16 protein-coding genes are annotated in these 19100 nt (G+C 71.7%); 2 read left to right on the top strand and 14 right to left on the bottom strand.

Going from position 1 to position 19100, the window contains the following annotated elements:
- Positions 1 to 518: 518 nt before the first annotated feature.
- Positions 519 to 1391 carry a hypothetical protein gene (locus ABD817_RS38760; RefSeq protein WP_344923452.1) on the top strand — a complete coding sequence of 291 codons (873 nt, stop codon included), beginning with the start codon at positions 519 to 521 and terminating at the stop codon, positions 1389 to 1391.
- 97 nt (positions 1392 to 1488) lie between these two features.
- On the opposite strand, the gene ABD817_RS38755 is transcribed toward ABD817_RS38760, so the two are convergent.
- The 9 genes from ABD817_RS38755 to ABD817_RS38715 all read right to left on the bottom strand — a co-directional run bounded on the left by ABD817_RS38755 (position 1489) and on the right by ABD817_RS38715 (position 12563).
- Positions 1489 to 4260: a DUF5682 family protein gene (locus ABD817_RS38755; RefSeq protein WP_344923451.1), complete on the bottom strand. Its 2772-nt coding sequence runs from the start codon at positions 4258 to 4260 to the stop codon at positions 1489 to 1491.
- Positions 4261 to 4340: 80 nt separating this feature from the next.
- Complete coding sequence (locus ABD817_RS38750; protein WP_344923450.1) at positions 4341 to 5456, bottom strand: ATP-binding protein; 1116 nt, start codon at positions 5454 to 5456, stop codon at positions 4341 to 4343.
- 10 nt (positions 5457 to 5466) lie between these two features.
- Positions 5467 to 6981: a vWA domain-containing protein gene (locus tag ABD817_RS38745; RefSeq protein WP_344923449.1), complete on the bottom strand. Its 1515-nt coding sequence runs from the start codon at positions 6979 to 6981 to the stop codon at positions 5467 to 5469.
- Positions 6978 to 8384 (bottom strand): hypothetical protein, encoded by a 1407-nt coding sequence (locus tag ABD817_RS38740; protein ID WP_344923448.1) that lies wholly within the window; start codon positions 8382 to 8384, stop codon positions 6978 to 6980. Before ABD817_RS38740 ends, ABD817_RS38745 begins: the two co-directional genes overlap by 4 nt.
- Positions 8384 to 8887: a hypothetical protein gene (locus ABD817_RS38735; RefSeq protein WP_344923447.1), complete on the bottom strand. Its 504-nt coding sequence runs from the start codon at positions 8885 to 8887 to the stop codon at positions 8384 to 8386. The genes ABD817_RS38740 and ABD817_RS38735 overlap by 1 nt, the downstream gene beginning before the upstream one ends.
- Before the next feature lie 65 nt (positions 8888 to 8952).
- Positions 8953 to 9600, bottom strand: a complete 648-nt coding sequence (locus ABD817_RS38730; protein WP_344923478.1) for a response regulator — start codon at positions 9598 to 9600, stop codon at positions 8953 to 8955.
- The gene (locus ABD817_RS38725; protein WP_344923446.1) at positions 9597 to 10763 is read right to left on the bottom strand and encodes a sensor histidine kinase; all 1167 of its coding nucleotides are present in this window, start codon (positions 10761 to 10763) and stop codon (positions 9597 to 9599) included. Before ABD817_RS38725 ends, ABD817_RS38730 begins: the two co-directional genes overlap by 4 nt.
- Before the next feature lie 23 nt (positions 10764 to 10786).
- The gene (locus ABD817_RS38720; protein WP_344923445.1) at positions 10787 to 11572 is read right to left on the bottom strand and encodes a hypothetical protein; all 786 of its coding nucleotides are present in this window, start codon (positions 11570 to 11572) and stop codon (positions 10787 to 10789) included.
- Positions 11573 to 11654: 82 nt separating this feature from the next.
- The gene (locus ABD817_RS38715; protein ID WP_344923444.1) at positions 11655 to 12563 is read right to left on the bottom strand and encodes an AraC family transcriptional regulator; all 909 of its coding nucleotides are present in this window, start codon (positions 12561 to 12563) and stop codon (positions 11655 to 11657) included.
- 175 nt (positions 12564 to 12738) lie between these two features.
- Between ABD817_RS38715 and ABD817_RS38710 the strand changes: the two genes are divergently transcribed.
- A complete protein-coding gene (locus ABD817_RS38710) occupies positions 12739 to 13554 on the top strand; it encodes an NmrA family NAD(P)-binding protein (RefSeq protein ID WP_344923443.1) in 816 nt (271 codons plus the stop codon).
- A gap of 47 nt (positions 13555 to 13601) precedes the next feature.
- On the opposite strand, the gene ABD817_RS38705 is transcribed toward ABD817_RS38710, so the two are convergent.
- The 5 genes from ABD817_RS38705 to ABD817_RS38685 all read right to left on the bottom strand — a co-directional run.
- Entirely contained in the window at positions 13602 to 14324 is a 723-nt protein-coding gene (locus ABD817_RS38705) for a FadR/GntR family transcriptional regulator (RefSeq protein WP_344923442.1), read from the bottom strand.
- A gap of 201 nt (positions 14325 to 14525) precedes the next feature.
- A complete protein-coding gene (locus tag ABD817_RS38700; protein ID WP_344923441.1) occupies positions 14526 to 15170 on the bottom strand; it encodes an SRPBCC family protein in 645 nt (214 codons plus the stop codon).
- Between the two features lie 124 nt (positions 15171 to 15294).
- Complete coding sequence (locus ABD817_RS38695) at positions 15295 to 16491, bottom strand: AI-2E family transporter (RefSeq protein WP_344923440.1); 1197 nt, start codon at positions 16489 to 16491, stop codon at positions 15295 to 15297.
- A 405-nt stretch (positions 16492 to 16896) separates the two neighbouring features.
- Positions 16897 to 18111, bottom strand: a complete 1215-nt coding sequence (locus tag ABD817_RS38690) for a hypothetical protein (RefSeq protein WP_344923439.1) — start codon at positions 18109 to 18111, stop codon at positions 16897 to 16899.
- 110 nt (positions 18112 to 18221) lie between these two features.
- A partial coding sequence (locus ABD817_RS38685) for a dolichyl-phosphate-mannose--protein mannosyltransferase (protein ID WP_425583461.1) occupies positions 18222 to 19100 on the bottom strand: 879 nt, incomplete at its 5' end.

The raw sequence follows: 19100 nt of genomic DNA, 5'->3' as shown, positions 1-19100 counted from the left end.
GTGAGGTTCCAGGCGGTCGGGTCCGGGACGTGAAGTGAGTGATCCGAGACGCGGTCAGCCCTCTCGGGGGTGCGAGGGTGAGGTTCCACGCGGTCGGATCCGGGACGGGAAGCGAGTGATCCGAGACCCGGCCTCCCTGGGGCGGGGACCGCGCGAAAGGGTGACGCCGGGTCCGGGGCGTGGGTGAGGCGTGGGACGGCAAGGGATCGGGCGCTCACGGTCAATGACAGTGGCGGCTCGTGACTGGCAGTATCACTCGCGGTTGACGCACACCGGGGGCGCGTCCCCCGCTCGGCGTCATCACCGGCGCGGCCACCGGCCCCGCCCGAGCCACCCGCCGCGTTGGCGGGCATCACACGATCACGCCTGCCGCGACAGGCCGTGAATCCGCCACGACCTCGGAGCGCGTCCCCGCCACGACGTGCGGGCCGTACCCGGCGGGTTCCGGCGTGTCCGGCGATCCGGCACCGGACGTCCCGCCCCGAGGCGGAAGGCGATCCGGTCAGAGAGGACTTCAGATGGATCATTCGACAAGGGCGTCGTCCCGGGCTCGCCGGTTCCTCGTCACCGGCCTGACCGGCCTGCTGTTCCTGGGCCTCACCCTCGCCTCCCAGAGCTCCACCGCCGTGGCTCTCACCACGGCCCCCACCACCTCGCCGCCCTCCGCCACCGGGTTCCCGGACGAGAGGACCACCGGCGTGCCCGACGGGGTCACGCTCACCCCCTCGGGGAGCCTCACCGTCACCAGGGCAGGTACGGTCATCGACGCCATGGACATCACCGGCACGGTCACCGTCAAGGCCGCCAATGTGACGATCAAGCGGTCCCGCGTCTCCGCCGCCGCCACCGCGCTCTACCCGATCCGGGTCACCAGCGGCAACGTCCTCGTCGAGGACACCGAGATCAGCGGCGGCAAGAGCGCGGCGGTCTGCTGCGGCCACTACACGCTCCGCCGGGTCGACATCCACGACGTGTTCGAGGGCCCGCGCGTCGGCGACGACACGACGATCGAGCAGTCCTACCTGCACCACCTGCTGCGCTGCCCGGGGTGCCACATCGACGCCATCCAGAGCACCGGCGGCACCGACATCACCATCAGGGGCAACAACATCCAGGCGTACAACCCCACGCTGAAGGACCCGATGAACGCGGCCTTCCAGTTCGGCGAGGAGAACTCTCCCGTCCGTAACTGCGTGGTCGACGGCAACCTGATGAACGGCGGCAACTACACCGTCAACGGCGGCGGCGGCGGCACGACCGGCGCCCAGTGCGCGTTCAGCAACAACAGGTTCCAGCGCGACTTCCGCTACGGCCCGGCCGGCAACCTCCACTCCGGGGTCACCTGGGCGGCGAGCAACGTCTGGCACGACACCGGAGCCCCGATCAGGTAACCCTCTCGCACCGGCCTCCCCCGGGGTACCGCCGACCGGGCCGGCGGTACCCCGGCGGGGACCGTGCTCGTCCATGCTCGCCGGTTACCGGGCCCCCTCAGCCGGTGAGCAGTGCCGCGACCGCGCCGGTCGTCGCCGGATGCCGGGCGAGCAGCTCGCCCACCGCCGTGCCACCGGCGGGCGTCGGCCACACCGCCGGGTGGCCGAGCAGCGCGGCCACGGCGTCGCACGCCTGCGGGTGCCCGGCCAGCAGATCGGCCACCGGCCCGCCCGGCGCGCGCCGGACCGCCTTCGTGGGCGCGGGCACGGACGCCGGTCCCGCCCACGGCGGAACCCACGCGTCGAGTTCGGCCAGCCCCGCGGGGAAGGTCCGGCCCGCCTCGCGGACGAGTACGGGCACCAGCTCCAGCGCGTGCCGCCGCAGCGTCGTGATCAGCGTCGGCAGCCACGGCAGCAGGACCGGGTCGGGCAGCCGGGCGAACGCCTTGGACAGCACCTCGACCACGAACGGCGCGAGAGCCGGAATCGGCTCCAGGGCCTGGACGAACCCGCTCAGATAGAGCGGGAAGGACGGGATGACGAGCGGGTTGGCCAGCAGCTCGTCACACCGGGCGCGCAACTCGGCCCGAGGGAGCAGGCCCAGCTGGGTTTTCGCCGCCCACAGCAGCGCCACCTTGGCGGGAGCCTCCGGGTGGGACTGGCGCACCGCCAGCTCCAGCTGGGCCCGGTCGCAGCCCAGCGACAGCGCGAGGCTCTCCATGCCGAACAGGAAGCCGAGCGTGGCGCCGACCTGGCGTACCCCGGTGTCGTCGTCCACGAAGGCGGTCGGCAGCAGCGTGCAGTAGTGCGCGTACCCGGCCGTGACGAACGCCTCGCACCAGGCCGGAAGGCTCGGCTGGGTGGCCCGGTAGTGGGCGAGCAGCCGGCGGATCCGCCGCAGCACCTCGGGGGCGTCGTCCACGGTGCGTTCGGCGGCCAGCAGCTCCACCGCCCGGTTGCCCAGCTCGTCGGCGAGGCGCCGGCCGTCCAGGTAGAGGATGGCGTCCTCCACGGCCGCGAGGGCGTCCCCCGCGGTGGCCCGAGGCTCCCGCACCCTGCGGCGTAGCCGCTGTTCCAGCACCTGCTCGACGGTGACGCCCTCGTAGCCCAGCTCGATGATCGACCGCTGGTGGCGGCCGATCGCGATGTCCCAGCTCTCCTGGATCGGTCGCTCGCCCAGGCGGCGCGTCCCCATGATGGGCCGGACCGCGCCCTCGGGCAGCAGGTAGCGCAGTTTCCACAGCAGATCCGAGCACGGCACCAGCTCGGGATCGACGGTGAGGTCGAGCAGCGCCCGCTGCTGGGTGCGCTTGGTCAGGTCCAGCCCGAGCGGCTCCAGCCGGTCGTACACGTCACGCGCCAGCGGCGGGAGCGAGTGGTAGCCGACCTGGCCGATCCGGTCGCCACCCAGCAGGATCTCGCACAGGCGGCGGATGTCGCGGCGGCCCGGCACCGCGTCCTTCTCGATGCACGTGACGGCGGCGTCCTGGAAGTCGTACGGCGTCGGCCTGGCCCGGTCGCGCAACCCCGCGAGCAGGATCGAGGTCTCGAACACGGCGATGGCGTCGGCCGTACTGGCCGCGTATCCGTTGCGGCGGGCCAGCCGCACGATGTCGACGCACCATCCGCGCAGCTCGGCCTCGTCCAGGCCGTCCAGCGCGGGCGGGGTGGCCAGGAAACCCGACAGCCGGTCGGTCACCGGCTCCGGAGGGGCCGGGTCGGCGGCCCGCGCGGCCCGTGAGCGGGTGCCCCGCTGCCCGCCCAGCCGGTACGGGGTGACGCCGCCGCGCGTCGCGGCCTTGGCCCAGGTGGCCGCGGCGATCGACACCGACCCCTGGGCCAGGCCGAACTGGGTCTCGATGGCCGAGTGGCTGGAGGGGATGAGCCCGTACAGCCAGCGGGTGGCGGTACGGGGGGTGACGGTGTAGTCCCGCGCGGTGGACGCGAGCCCGAACTCGGGCACCGTGCTGACCGCGTGGAAGGCGCCGCACACGTACAGGCAGTGCGCGGGGTCGGTGCCGGAGGAGGCGAGGTGCTCGTGGATCCGGGTCCACATGTGGCGCTCGCGGTCCTCGTCACGGGCGAGCCGGTCGCCCCCGGGGCTCAGCCGCCGGAACAGGCTGCCGACCAGTGTCATGGCCTGCCGGTAGGTGTCGTGGTCCGCGCCGGTCAGCGGCTGCTCGACGTACTGGTCCCACCACTCCGACCAGTGCCGGACCTTGCCGTGGCGCAGCAGGTGCTCCTCCAGCTCGGCGAAGCGCGGACGCAGGTCGCCCACCTCGATGCCCACGGCGTCGCCGTGCAGGCCGCCGTCGCCGTCGTCCTCGCCGGTACGGGCAGGGGCGACCGGCTCGGCCGGTTTCCGGGGCAGCCACTGGAAGACGTGGTCCGAGGAGTGGTCGACCAGCACCAGCTCGACGTCCGGGGTCTCCAGGGCGTAGGCGATGGCCTGGTACTCCGCCGACGCCTCGGTGATCGGCGCCACGACGCTGAGCGGGCCGACGTCGGGAGGGAAACCCTCCAGCTCGGTGGCGAACGCCTGCAGCGCCACCGGCAACCGGCAGTTGCGCAGCTCCTCCAGCAGCGGACGCAGATCCTCGCACAGCTCCAGGTAGATCACCTTAGGCCGCTTCTCGCGCAGCCGCCGCGTCATGGCCAGCGCGGAGGCCGGTGAGTGGTGGCACACCGGGAAGATCTCAAGCTCCTCGCTCAGTGCCCGGTCCACGTCGTCGACCAGGCCCGTCAGGATCTCGGGCAGTGTGTCCGGGCCGTCGGCGAACGCGGCGGCGGCGGCGAGGAGCTGCTCGCGCAGGGCGGTGAAAGTGCTCATGCCAGTGCTCATAGCGGTGCTCATGCCAGTGCTCATAGCGGTGCTCGTGCCGGTGCTCATGACAGTGTTCACGGCAGTGCTCATGACAGGGTGGAGATGGCCTGGCGGCCGCCTTCGAGGAAGCCGGTCCACTCCCCGCCCTCCCGCTGGCTGCGCGGCTCGACGACCCCGTGCCAGTACTTGTTCAGGATGGCCAGGTCCTCGGGGGCGCGCCTGGCCAGCGAACCCACCAGGGCACCGGCCAGCGTCTGGGCGCGCAGAACGCGATCGCCGAAGAAGTTGCTGTGCAGGATGGCGTCCTCCAGCACGCCGATCTGCTCGGCGGTGGACAAGGCCGACTCCAGCTTCTCGTCCTCGCTGCCGGCCGAGGCCGCCGCGGCGCGCAGGTCGGCGAAGCTCCGCAGCAGGATGTCCAGCAGCGTGGGCGGCAGCTCCAGCTCGATCCGGTGGCGGCGCAGCAGCTCCTCGGTACGGAAACGGACGATCTCCGCCTCGCTGGCCTTGCTCGTCACGACCGGGATCCTGACGAAGTTGAACCGGCGCTTCAGCGCCGAGGACAGGTCGTTCACGCCCCGGTCGCGGCTGTTGGCCGTGGCGATGACGGAGAACCCGGGCCGGGCGAACACGATGTTGTCGGTGTCGAGCTCCGGGATGGACACGTACTTCTCCGACAGGATCGAGATCAGGGCGTCCTGCACGTCGCTGGTCGAGCGGGTCAGCTCCTCGAAGCGCCCGATCACGCCCTGCTCCATCGCCGTCATGATCGGCGAGGGGATCATCGACTCACGGGACTGGCCCTTGGCGATCACCATGGAGACGTTCCACGAGTACTTGATGTGGTCCTCGGTCGTGCCCGCCGTGCCCTGGACGCCCAGGGTCGAGTTGCGGCAGATGGCCGCCGACAGCAGCTCGGCCAGCCAGCTCTTGCCGGTCCCCGGGTCGCCGATCAGGAGCAGGCCGCGGTCGGAGGCGAGCGTCACGATGCTGCGCTCGACGAAGCTCCGGTCACCGAACCACTTCTGCGGGATCTCCCGCTCCAGCCCGTCGGAGCGCTCGGAGCCGAGCACGAACAGCCGGACCATCCGGGGGCTGAGCCGCCAGGAGAACGGCTTGGGGCCGTCGTCGACCGACTCCAGCCAGTCGAGCTCCTCGGCGTACTTCACCTCGGCGGGGGCGCGCAACATCTCGTTGGTCATCGGGGGTCTCCTAAGCGAGGAAGTTCTTCAGTTCTTGGACGAGCTTGTGGATGTGGCCGGAGATCACCGGAGTGCCCAGGTCCTTGAGTTTCCGCCGGAACCACGGGTCGACGCTCTGCTGGCCGCCGCTGTTCACCGAGCCCACGGGGATGAACCGCACGCCCGAACGGTGCACCGCCTGGATGCCGTCGAACAACGGCTGGGACCGGTCGAACTCGTAGAAGTCGGAGATCCACACCATCACGGTGTTGCGCGGATCGGTGATCTTCGGCTGGGCCATGGCCATCGCGACGGGACCGTCGTTGCCGCCGCCGAGCTTCGTCCGCAGCAGCACCTCGAACGGGTCGTGCACCCACGGGGTGAGGTCGATCGCACGGGTGTCGTAGGCGATCAGGTGCACGTCCACCTTGGGCAGCCCGGCGAAGATCGACGCCAGGATGGTGCAATTGACCATCGAGTCGACCATCGACCCCGACTGGTCGACGACCACGATCATCCGGGCCGGTGTGGTGCGTCTGGCGGTGCGCCGGTAATACAGCCGGTCGACGTAGAGTCGCTGGTCCTCGGGGTTCCAGTTGACAAGGTTCTTCCAGATCGTGCGCTCGACATCGAGGTTGCGGAAGACCCGCTTGGGCGGCACCGACCGGTCGATGACACCCGCGTCGGCCTTCTCGACCTGCGTGCGGAGCACCTCGGCGACCTCGTCGACGAACCTGCGGATCAGCGCCTTGGCGTTGGCCAGCGCCACCCCCGAGAGGTTGGACTTGTCACGCAGCAACTGCTCGACGAGCGACATGCTCGGCGTGAGCCGCCTGGCCAGCGCCGGGTCGGCCAGCACCTCACGCAACCGCATGCGGCTGACCAGGTCGGCCTCCAGACCGGCCAGCACCCCGGCCAGCTCGCGGTCACCCTCGCCGCCCCCCTCAAGGCCGCCGCCACCGCTCTTACCGCCCGCCGCCTGGCCGCCCCCGGACCCGCTCTCGCCGCCTGCCTCGGAGCCGTCAGCGCCGGAGCCGTCCCCGGAGCCGGTCTCGGAGCCGGTCCCGGGGCCGCGCGTACCGCTCAGGGCTTGCTTGAACCAGCCCGCGTCCTGCTGCCAGGCCGCAAGCCGGGTGGCGGTGACCTCTCCCGTCCCGGTGGCGAAGACGTTGAGCAGCAGTTTCGACACCAGGGCCGCCCGGCGCACCTCCTCACCGGGCTCACCGGGCTCGTCGGCCTGACCGGCCGCGCGCTCCGCAGGTGTCGTCAGGGTCCGGAACTCGGCGGCCAGCTCGGGGAAGCGCTGCACCACGGTGTCGACCGACACCGAGGGGTCGAGCAGCGCCGAGGGCAGGCCGAGGTCGTCGAGGACGGCCGCGCTCGCGGTCTCCAGCGCGGGCTGCTCGTCGTCGCCGAAGAGGCGGGCGAGCAGCCGCCAGTAAAGCACCTGGCGCCGGTTCCGTTCGGCACTCGTCGCAGTGTCCTGGCTGTCCTGACCGTTCCGACTTTCCTGGCTGCTCTGGCCGTTTCGGATGTTCTCGCTCATCGTCGCAGCAACCGTCCGGCCCGCTCGCGCAGTATGGCGACCGCGTCCCCGGTCCTGGCCTCGGCCTTCACCACCTTGGGGTCGGTGGGCCCCAGCGCCCAGTCGCCGGTGTGCGCGTCGAGCGTCTCGCGCCTGCCCCTGGTCTGGACGGCGAGCGGCTGCAGCAGCCAGCGGCCGTCGTCCCAGCGGACCAGCCCGATGCACGCCGAGGAGCCCGCCACCAGCTTCGGGGTGAGCGGCCCGCAGGCGGGCAGCAGGTCGGTGTCGACGGTGAGCACGGCGGTGCCCAGGTCGAAGGAGCCGTCCGCGGTGACCTTGTAGTCCTCCACCAGCACGGGCTCGGAGACGCGTACCGGATGGCGGTCGAGGGGCGGTACGGCGGACGCGAGCGCGCCGGCGAGCCGGAGCCTGGCCACGGCGAAGGGGGCGGCAGGCTCTCCGGCGCGCGCCCGGCTGTCGTCCCACACCAGGTCGCCGCCCGCCAGCACCGGCATGTCGGTGATGTCCAGGCTGTGTCGTCCGGCCAGCGCGCCCAGCAGCAGGGGGTGGCGGTGTAGCAGCCGCCACACGGCGGGGCCGACGATGGTGTCCACCTTGGTGGCGGCGACGGTGGCGCGCACCAGCCGGGCCTGGCCGCCGCCGGAGGGCTCCAGCACCCCGTGCACCTGCGCCTGGACGGCGGTGGAGTGCTCGTGCACGTCCACGCCGAGGATGAGCAGTCGTCCCGACAGGCCCGGCTGATGGCCGGGCGGGGCGGACTCGCCGGTCCGGTCGCCCTCCCCGGCCAGCAGGAGGGCCCGGGTCCACAAGTCGGCCCAGCGGCGTACCGGCAGCCGCTCCATCGTGCCGACCGGGCAGGAGGCGCGCAGCTCGGCCGCGAGGCCGTCGAGCAGCACCGCCGGCCTGCGGTGGCCGGGTACGGCGAGCAGCGCCTCGATGACCTGGTCCGCGGTGGAGACGAGACCGTGGTCGACGCCGCGCCAGCCGGTGATGGCCAGTTCGCACAGCCAGGACCGGGCGGCGCCGAGCAGGTTGCCGGAGTCCGTCCCGGGAACCGGTGCGGCCTGCCACGGGTCGCGTTCGCGCCCCAGCGCCGCGTCCAGGTCGGCGAGCAGGGCGTCGTGCACGGCGCCGAGCAGCGCGGCCCGGCCACCGGCCAGCGTCGTCAGCGACTCCTCGGTGACCGAGCCAGTGATGATCTTGGCCGTGGCCTCCGCCAGACCCTCGCCCAGCGGGGTGAGCGCGAAGGCGTCGGCGAGGGCGGTCAGCGCCGCGGCGCGCTCCTCGGCGAGCCGGCCCAGCCCGTGCACCAGGGCCTCGTCGAGACCGGTCACCAGGTCCAGCGCCTCCCCGAGGCCCGCCGGGTCGCCGTCGAGCAGCCGGGTCAGCTGCACGGGGAGCATCAGCGCACCACCCCGGTGGCCGGGAACCAGTGGAGTTCGGGGATCGGCGCGGTGGTGTCGGGCAGCTCCAGGTAGGCCAGATGGCGCAGGAAGCGGCTGAACACCATGGCCGCGGGGGCGGGCTCGTGGCCGCCCCGCAGGCAGTCGATCAGCTCGGTCCCCGGGGAGACCTCCGCCCGCAGGTAGCGGGCCACCCGGTCGGCGCCGTACTGCAGGACGGCCTCGGCGGCGAGGGCCCGAAGGTGCTTGCACGGCGAGCCGTACAGGCCGCCGCACGGGCGGTTGTTGTTGGTACTGCAGCTGTAGGCGTGGGTGCCGGCGACGATGGAGGAGACGTAGACGCGGCTGATGTCCGAGCCGCTCGACACGACGCCCTGCAGCCGTCCGTCCGCCAGCTCGACGAAGGGGACCTTCGCCAGCTTGCGGGGCTGGACGGGTGGCACCACCCGCACCCTGCTGCACTGCTCCCATGCGGCCCTGCCGGCCGCTGAACGGTCGATCATGACTCGGGAACCTAGCGCCGCGCACCGACAGAAACCCCGCGGGCGCGTTCATCGAGGGTTCGCGTTCAGTAAGGGCCGGAGTCCCGGACGAGGAGGGCGATCTGGACGCGGTTGGCCAGGCCGAGCTTGGCGAGTGAGCGGCTGACATGGGCTTTGACCGTGGTCTCGCTCATGGCGAGCTCACGGGCGATCTCGTTGTTGGCCAGCCCTCGGGCGACGGCACCGGCGACCTGCCTCTCCTTGCCGGTGAGGACGGCCAGCCGCTCCCGGGCGGCGTGGACGTCCGGTGATCGCCGGTCGGCGAACGCGTCGATCAGCCGTCTGGTGACCGTCGGGGCGAGCATGGCATTGCCCTCGGCCACCGTGCGGACGGCGGTGATCAGGTCGCGGGGCGCGGTGTCCTTCAGCAGGAAACCGGCTGCTCCCCGTCGCAGGGCGGCGTGGACGTAGTCGTCGAGGTCGAAGGTGGTCAACATGATGACCTTCGACGAGCCCGGCGATCGGTTGATCTCCTTCAGCGCGGACAGGCCGTCCATGCCGGGCATCCGGACGTCCATGAGCACGACCTGGGGCCGGTACCGGAGGACGGCGGTGATCGCCTGGCTTCCGTTCTCCGCCTCGGCGACGACGTCGATGTCGTCGGTCGCCTCCAGGATCAGGCGGAGCCCGGCTCGTACGAGGGCCTCGTCGTCGGCGACGAGAACCCGGATCACGTCGGGAGCCATGCCCGCACCGTGAAGCCCCCGTCCGCGTCCCGCCGGGCCGTGAACTCCCCGTCCAGCAGCTCGACACGCTCCCTCAGGCCGGCGAGGCCGAATCCGCCACCGGGCAGGACGCGGTCACCGCCCCCGGGGGCGCTGCCGATCGTCACCTCCAGGGCGGAGGGGAGGAACCGCAGCGTCACCCGGGTCGCGACCGCGCCCGCGTGCTTGTGGACGTTGGTGAGCGCCTCCTGCACGACCCGGTAGGCGGCGTGCTCCACCATCGCGGGAAGCGCGCGTGCCGTGCCCTCGTCCCGCCGTTCGACGGGAACGCCGGCCGACCTCGACCGGTCGAGCAGCCGGTCGAGGTCGGCGAGCGCGGGCCGCTCGACGAGAGGCTCCCCAGCAGGTTCCCCGCCGGGCCGGGGGTGTTCGGCCGATGGCGTGTTCAGCACCCCGAGGACGGCTCTGAGCTGCGCGAGCGCCTCCACTCCCGTGGTGCGGATGAGCTCCGCCTGCGTCGCGGTCCTCCGCTCCGCCGCGTTGATCTCCAACGCTCCCGCGTGCAGCACCATCAGTGAGACGCGGTGCGCCACCACGTCGTGCATGTCCCTCGCTATCCGGGCCCGCTCCTGCGCGCGGGCCCGCTCGGTACGGGCGGACTGCTCGCGCTCCAGCCGGTCGGCCCGCTCGCGCAGCCCTTCCAGCACCTGCCCGCGCGCGGTGGCCCACAGCCCGAGGGCCATCGGGAGCCAGACGAACAGGGCCACGCCGCCGAGCGAGGAGGTCAGGGCCGCCCCGGGCGGCGGTATCACGAAGAGGAGACTCGCGGACACCGCGTAGACCGTCAGGTGGGACCGGCGCCGGTAGGTCGTCGCCACGGCATAGGAGGTCACCGCCACCAGGAAGCCCGGCGACCGCATCACCGCGTCCACGGCCGTGACCGTCAGCAGCGGCCACATCCGCCTCGCCGCCACCACGGCCCCGGACGCGGCCAGCAGCCCGACCACCGTGGCCTGCGCGTACTCCTGGACCGGGGACAACCGCAGAAGATCCTGGAGATATGACCGCGACCCGCTGACGACGGGGAAGAACGCGGCGCAGAGGGCGAGGGCGGGCAGCACACGAGGAGTCAGGCGATCGCGTAGCGACCCCACCCACGACGTATCCACCACGGAGCCCAGCGTAGGCCGACCCGTCACCAGCTGAGGAGCCTCGGCGGTACGCGGTCGGCCCGCTCCGTCCACGTCCGGACGTCTGGAAGGCGGTCGCGCAGTACCTGGACGCCGAGGGGAACGAGCACGAGGCAGGCGAGACCGGCCCCGACGACGTCGAAGAGAAGGCTCTCCTTGAGCACTCCTCCCCACAGCGTCCCCCACCCGAACACCAGAAGGCACCGGACCAGCCCGAACGTTCCCGACCGGTAGGCCCCCACGGCCAGGAGCAGCGTCCCCGGGTACGCCCCGGCGGAGCAGAGGACGGGAACCAGCCACGGCCCGTACGAGATGTCCACGTAGAGGTCCGTCGCCACCCCGGTCGTCTGGTCGAGGCCCAGCCGTTCCGTCAGCTGGAACAGGGTCTGCTCGACGCCGGTGAAGTACAGCCGCGAGAACAGACCCAGGACGAAGAGCCCGGCACCCCAGGACGCGAGCGCCGGACACCGGGTGGCGACGACGCGCGCGAGCGTGATGATCGCGGGACACAGCAGCACGGCCCCCGCGCAGAAGACGGCGTAGCCGGCCGTGACCAGCGACGGATCACGCACGTACGCTGCCAGCTGGGCGGGGGCGGCGAACGGCTGCTCGCCGAACCGGGCGAGCTGCTCGGAGGTGAAGGTCCCCGAACGAAGGATCAGATGGCGCAGGAGCAGGCCCGCGAACCACACGATCGGCCCGATGACGAGCGCCACCCCTCCGATCAGGCGGCCCGGAAACCACGCGTTACGGTGCACGGGGCCGGGGACGGCTTGTTCTTCCCTCGTCATGCGGAGCATCTTCGCCGCGCGCCCGGCGGGCTTACATCGTCCGATCGATACGGCCGGATGTCTCTTTGGAGAGGCGTGCCCGTCAGGCGTTCCGCGAGGAAAGGCGGGCCTGGGTGGTGACGGCGCCGTCGCGGTAGGCGCTCGGGCTCACGCCCAGGACGCGCTTGAACGCCGAGCTGAAGCCGAACGCGTCGGAATATCCCACCCGGCGGGCCACCGTGGCGACCGTCGCGGAGGGTTCGGCCAGCATGTCGGCGGCGAGCGCCATCCGCCACTCCGTCAGGTACGTCATCGGCGGCTCGCCCACGAGTTCGGTGAACCGCCTGGCCAGGGTGGTGCGCGAGACGCTCGCCGCGGTGGCGAGGGAGGCGAGGGTCCACGGCCTGGCCGGGGCGTCGTGGATGGCGCGCAGGGCCGGGCCGACCACGTCGTCGCCCAGAGCGGTGTACCAGCCCGGACTGACCGCCTCCGGCCGGTCGAACCAGTCGCGCAGCGTGCACACCAGCAGCCAGTCGAGCAGCCGGTCCAGCACGATCTGGTGACCCGGGCGGCCGGAGAGGAGCTGCGCCTCAAGGTACGCGCCCATGCTGCCGCAGTCGTGGTCGTCCGGGACGACGAGCACGGGGGGCAGCACCCGGACCAGGCGGCGGGCGACCTCGCCGCCGACCCGGTACGACCCGGCCAGCAGGATGGTCTGGCCGGTCAGGTCCCCGGCGGCGGCGCCGTCACGGTCGGCGTCCCGCGCCGGGCGCGGGGTGTCGGTGTCCGCGACCACGAAGGGCTCCGGCCCGCGGACGATCGCCGCCTCGCCCAGCCGCACCCGCCGGGCGTCGTCCCCCCGGATGATCCACCCCTCGCCGCGCAGGGGGGAGACGAGCGTCAGGGAGGAGCCGTCGGCGAACCTGAGCGCCCACGGTGGCGACAGCACCGACGCGCCGAAGACGGAACCCTCGCCGCGCACGCTCCGCAACAGGTCGTCGTACGGATCCATGGCGCCACGATAACGGGACGATCGGACAGGCGCGGCGTACGCCCGGGTGTCACGGTGACGAGACGATCGGACGGGCGCGGCGTACGTCCGGGTGCCGTGGTGACGGGACGATCGGACAGGCGCGGCGTACGCCCGGCTATGTGCGGCCGGCGCTCCACGCGATTGGCTCTATGACATGAACGAGATCCTGATTCTGGGCGCGACGGGCAAGACCGGCCGCCGGGTGGTGCGGCGGCTACGCGCGGAGGGAGAGCGAGTACGGCCCGCGTCCCGTTCCAGCGAGGTGCGCTTCGACTGGTCGGAGCCCGCCACCTGGGAGAACGCGCTGCGAGGCGCCAAGACGGTATACCTGGTGGCGCCCGACGACCCCACCCCGATCCGCGACTTCGTCGAGGCGGCCACGGACGTCAGGCGTTTCGTGGTGCTGTCCGGGCGGGGCCTGGACCTGGTCGGCGAGGACTTCGGGCAGGGCATGGCCGTCGCGGAGCGGGCCGTGCGCGACTCGGGGGCGGAGTGGACGATCCTGCGGGCGAACAACTTTAACCAGAACTTCGACGAGGACCTGTGGCACGCGCCGCTGCGGGCGGGGAGGCTGGCGTTGCCGGTGGGCGACGTGCCCGAACCGTTCGTCGACGTCGACGACGTCGCCGCGGTCGCCGTGGCGGCACTGACGCGGGACGGGCACGCGGGGCTGACGTACGAGCTGTCGGGGCCGCGCGGGGTGACCTTCGGCGCGGCCGTCGAGATCATCGCGCGGGCCGCGGGCCGGTCCATCGAGTACGTCGAGCTGACCCCGGAGGCCTACCGGGCCGAGCTGTTCGCCGAGGGGTACCCGCAGGCCGTGGTCGACGCGATGGACGCCCTGTTCGCCCTGCACCGCGCCGGTCACACGGCCGAGCCCGTCGACGGGGTCCAGCGGGCGCTCGGCCGCCCCCCGGTCACGTTCGAGTCCTACGCGACCCGGATCGCCGCCACCGGCGCCTGGTCCTGACATCGGGGCGAGCCGCGATCGCTGCCCACCCCGGTCACCACGAGGGTTCAGCCCTCGCCACCGGGGCCGCCCCGGGTGGCGGCGATCGCGTCCGGTGCGGCCGTGTCGGAGGCGGCGGTGTCGGAGGCGACCGCGGCGAGGTGGCGGCGCATCGAGAGGTCGGCCAGGTCCGCGTTTCCGTCCCTGATGGCCTCGAAGATCGCGCGGTGTTCGGCGCGGGCCTGGGCCGTACGGGCGGGGGAGGCCGACACCGCGAGCGTCTGCTCCTGGAGCACGGCCCGCAGGTCTTCCACCAGCCGGGAGAAGAGCGGGTTGCCGGTCGCCTGGGCGATGCCGATGTGGAAGCGAGCGTCGACCTTGAACCGCTCGGCGGGGTCGTCGGCCCGGTCGAACTCCTCGACCAGCTCGGCCAGCCTGTCGATGTCCTCCTGCGTGCGGCGTTCGGCGGCCAGCCGGGCGGCGGGCACCTCCAGGTGGCGGCGGACCTCGTTGAGCTGGGCCGGCAGGTAGCGCCCGATCATCAGCTGCGACTGCGCCTGGGTGGCGGCGACGAACGTGCCCTTGCCGGCGTACGACTTGGTCAGGCCGAGGGCGTTGAGGCTGTGCAGCGCCTCCCTGATCACCGACCTGCTGACCCCGAACGACTGGGCCAGGTCCGCCTCGGAGGGCAGCCTGTCGTTGACCGCGAAGTATCTCGACTCGATGAGCTCGATGAGCTGGGAGCGGACATGCTCCGCCGCACTGCGGTGCGCGACCGGGACAACCTTCATTCCGGACGATTCCTTTCCAGGCTGCCAGACGTCGACTCGATCGGCCATCGTACTCACCGCTGACCGGCTGGTGGGGAGATCGCGCTATTCACGGCTTCGGTGCCGAATGTCTTGTCTCTCATGGGGCCGCCCCGCCATGAGGGGACACATCCGCGAGACGGCCGGGACGCGCCTGGAGGGCGGGTCCCGGCTGGGGGTGGGTCAGAGGTCGCCGTTCTCGATGGCCTGCTTGAGCGCCGCCTGCGTCGCCTCGTGGGAGGCGACGCCGTTCGCGAGGGCGAAGTCGATGAGCGTGTCGTCCGCGTCGAAGGTGAGGTACTCGGTGACCTGGGTCTTCCCCGGGGTCAGCTTCTTGAAGACGATCTTCTGGTGCGTGACGACGTTGGGCAGCGACCAGGTGTCCGTCTCGTAGTAGAGACCGGCCTTGTCGATGCGCTGCTGCGCGTGCGTGTTGCTGACGACGATCGAGCCCTCGTAGGGGATCTCCTCGACCGCGGTGAAGTTGATGTAGCGCTTGCCGGCCTGGGACCAGTCCTTGTGGGTGACGACCCGCTTCAGGAACGAGTGCATGCCGAGGTGGTTGTTGATGTTCGAGTACGCCGAGAACACGTGCTTGACGGGGGCGTTGATCGTGATGGAGATGCTGTCCTTCGCCCGGCTCCGTCCCGATCCGGGGAGGGGCGGCGTGTTCTTGTAGAACTTGTAGGTGTCCCACGCTGTCTGCCACTCGGCGGCGAGCTGGGGGTCGCTTTCGGGGGTCTCCGCGCGGGCGGGGCCGGAGAAGGCGGTGAGGACGAGGGCCGCGGCGAGCAGCTGGGTCGCGAGGAGTCGAAGGTGCTTCTTCACATGTACCCCAAGGGGAGGCGGTAAGTACAAGTGATCTTTTATCGCATGTTGTGGTGATCTCTGTGCTTTTGCGGTGAAAAGGCGAAAAAATCTTTTTGTGACGTTATGTGCGGATGAGTGATGGTCACGCGCGTTCCTGCCGGGGCAGGACCACCTCCCGCAGGATGAGCAGGATGGCCGCGACCAGCGGGATGCCGAGCAGCGCGCCCACCACGCCGAGCAGCGCGCCACCCAGCAGCGCGCCCACGATCGTGGCGAGCGGCGGTACGTCGACCGAGCTCTTCATCACGGTCGGGGCGATCCAGTAGTTCTCGATCTGCTGGTAGATCGTGAAGAAGACGAGGCAGACGATGCCGACGGTCGGGGAGACGAAGAACCCCACCAGGGAGGCGACTCCCGCGCCGATGAAGGCGCCGACCAGGGGGATGAGGTCGGTGAGCGCGACGATCAGGGCGAGCGCCAGGGCGTACGGGACCTGCATGATGCTCAGGAAGATGAAGGTCGTCACACCGGCGATGAGCGAGATGATCAGGTTCCCGGCGACGTAGCCGCCGATGCTGTCGATGATCTGGTCACCGAGCAGGGTCGCGCGGGTCCGGCGGGACCGGGGGACGAGGCGGTAGGCCATCTTCTTGAGCGACTTCAGCGAGCCCAGGAAGTACAGCGTCAGCACCAGCACCGTCAGCGAGTTGAAGACCGCCCCGATGAGGACCGACCCGATGCCGAGCACGCCGCCGAACATCTGGGTGCCGAAGTCGCCGCTCGTCACGTACTGCTGGAGCTTCTCCAGCAGTTGGAAGCGCTGGTCCAGGTCGCGGATGAGCGGGTTGTTCTGCAGCTCCTGGACGTACTGGGGAAGCTGGTCGACGAACTGGGTGGACTGGGCGGTCAGCGGAGGCACCACTGCCAGGCCGAAGACGACGAAGACGAGGATGACACCTAAGAAGACGACGGTGATGGCCCCCACGCGCGGGACGTTCCACCGCTGGAGGACCTCGACGGCCGGATTCAGGCCGATGGCCAGGAAGAGCGAGACGACGATGAGGATCAGCACCGAACTCGCGCTCGCGACGGCCTGCACCAGCCACCAGGCGGTGAGCACACCCAGGGCGGCGGTGAAGCCGAACACGAACGGGTTGTTGCTCATCGAGCGCCCGGGACGGCCGAACGGGAGACCCGGCGCGACCCCCGGAGGCGTGGCCGCGCCGGAGGAGGCGGTGGCCGTGCTCGCGGGTACGGCCGTCGCGCCCGCGGGCGGGATGTCCGGCAGGATCAGCGGGCCCGCGGAGGTCAGGATCGGCTCGGGCTCGGCGGGATCCACGGGAACGGCGGAGTCCACAGGAACGGCGGCCGGTCCGGCCGGTGCGCCCGGTGCGACGGCTCCGGCGGGTGAAGCCGATCCGGCTGACGCGGCTGACGCGGCCGACGCGGCCGACCGAGGGGATCCGGTCGAGCCGGGCGACGCGGTGGCTTCGGTGGTTCCGGCGGGTTCGGTGGCTCCGGCCGGTGAAGCCGGTCCCGCCGGGGTGCCCGCCTCCGTCGACGGAACGCGAGGGGCGGGCGGGGATGTCGCCGCCGCTGTGGCGCGGTCAGCGGAGATGGGGTCGGGCACCAGCGGCCCCTGCCCTTTCCACGGAGAGTTAGTCGGCTTCCGCCCACCATATTTTCCCTGGTCGCCGCACGGTTCCGAGCGGGACGGGGCACGGGGACGCCCCCGGGAGTGCCGTCAGGCCATGTTGACGTACTGACGGGGACGCAGGGCGTGGCCGCGGAGCGCGGCCAGGGCGGCGGAGCGACCGGCGGGGGTGAGGTGGCCGTCGACGCGCAGGCCGAAGGCGTCCAGGCGCCTGCCCAGCTCGGCGAGCGAGGCGTCGACCTCCGGGGCCTGCCCCTCCGTGCAGTCGATCACGGCGGTGACGTGGTCGCGGTCGGCGGGGGCGTCGTCGGCGAGCAGCATCAGCGCCACCTCCCTCGCCGAGGCGCGGAAGCCGTTCTCCCCCGACGCGGGGGCGAGCAGGGCGGCGGCCGCGGTCTCCCAGAGCAGGTCGGCGTCGCCGAGCAGGCGCTCACCCACCGGGGTGGTCACCAGGCGCCTGCCGGTCTGGCGTAGCGCGCCCATCTGGTCCTGGGCCACCTCGCGGACGGTCGCGAGCTCCGCGCGGCTCCAGGTGCTCTCGGCGAGCACGGAACGGGCGAGGTTGTGCCGCTGGGTCAGCGGGATGCCCCCGGGGCGGCGGCCCACGGTCAGCAGCCAGCGCAGCGCTCCCAGGTGGGCCTCGTCCGGTGCGGGGATGGGCGCGTGCAGCCGCACCTCGAAGGGCTGGGCGAGCTCGCGCCAGGCGGTGCCCCGGCCGAGGACCCAGCGGTTGAGCCGCTCGCCCTGGACCCGGTGCAGCCAGTTGTCGCCGCCCAGCTCGGGGCGGGCCGTGGTGAGCCAGTGGCTGGTGAGCTTCTGCCGCTCGACGGGGCCGGGGACGAGCTCGCCGGAGACGATGGCCAGCTCCAGCGCGGCCGAGCACGCGCCGTGCGCGCCCAGCTCCTCGGGGCCCATGATCGAGCTCCACCGCAGCTCGGGCACGTCGGGCGGGAGCACGCCCGTGGCGTCCAGGGCGGTCTGGTACGCGGCCATCCCCGCGTCCTCGCCCAGGCGCGCGTAGGTGCGCAGGATCTGGGTGGTCGTGGACGACGAACAGAGGGCGGCGTAGCGTTCGAGGCCGCCCAGTCGCAGCAACCGGCCCAGCGCGCGGGCGATCGCCGGGCGGTCCCCGGTGACCTTGCAGGGCAGGGTGTACCAGAGGAACTCGCACACGTTGAGCTCGGTGATCGTTTCCAGTGGCTCGCCGCCGGTCAGCCAGTCGATCGCGCTGCGGGCGTGTTCGGCGGAGGCGGGCTCGGAACGCTCCAGCTCCAACAGGAGTGCGGCCACGTCCGGTGCAGGCATGCTTCGAAGTCTGCCGTATGCGGGCCTGCTCTGACGATGAACGTGACGTAATGGATCCTGCACGGTGCCTACTCTAGGAAATGTCTTCTAAGCGGCTCATATGTGGACGCTCAGATCCAGCCTTGCTTGAAGAGCATTCGTGAACTCCACTCGGCGTACGGGATGATCTCGGCGGTGAGCACCGGGTAGAGCCACCAGAAGTTGACGAGCGCCAGCAGGGCGAAGGCTCCCACGACCGCGGCGCCGACGATCCGGCGTCCCTGCGGGGCGCTCGCCGGGCCGAGGATCAGCCCCGCCGCGAGCACGATCGCCAGGATCATGAAGGGGACCATGGGGATCGCGTAGAACAGGAACATCGTCCGGTTGTCGGCGATCGCCCAGTAGAACCAGGGGAGCCATCCGGCGGCGTAGCCGAGGAGCACGGCTCCGGCCCGCCAGTCGCGGGTGGCGACGTACCAGGCGATCATGGCGATGAGGGCGATGAGACCCCCGTACCAGATGACCGGGGTACCGACCCCGAGGACGGCCTGCGAGCAGCTGTCGGCGCCACAGGCGCCCTTGGGGCTCTCGTAGAAGAACGCCACCGGGCGCAGCAGCAGCGGCCAGCTCCACGGGTCGGACTCGTAGTTGTGCGGCGTCGCCAGCCCGGTGTGGAAGCCGAGCACCTGGAAGTGGTAGCTCAGCCACGACCGGAACGAGTCGAAGACGAAGAACCCGGGCCCCTGCGAGGTCGCCTGCGCCCAGTTGCGGCCCCAGCCGCCCTCGGAGACGAACCAGCCGGTCCAGGAGACGATGTAGGTGACGGCGGGCAGCAGGGCGAGGGCCGAGAGGGCATTCGGCAGGTCCTTGGCGAAGACCCCGCCGTACGGCCTGCGCAGGCCGATCGCCCGGCGGGCGCCCGCGTCCCAGACCAGCGACATCACCGCGAAGGCGACGAGGAAGAAGACGCCCGACCACTTCACCGCGCACGCCGCGCCCAGGCACACCCC

Origin of the sequence: Streptosporangium oxazolinicum, assembly GCF_039537505.1 — a bacterium.
GTDB classification, from domain to species: domain Bacteria; phylum Actinomycetota; class Actinomycetes; order Streptosporangiales; family Streptosporangiaceae; genus Streptosporangium; species Streptosporangium oxazolinicum.
This window is presented reverse-complemented; position numbering and strand designations above follow the sequence as displayed.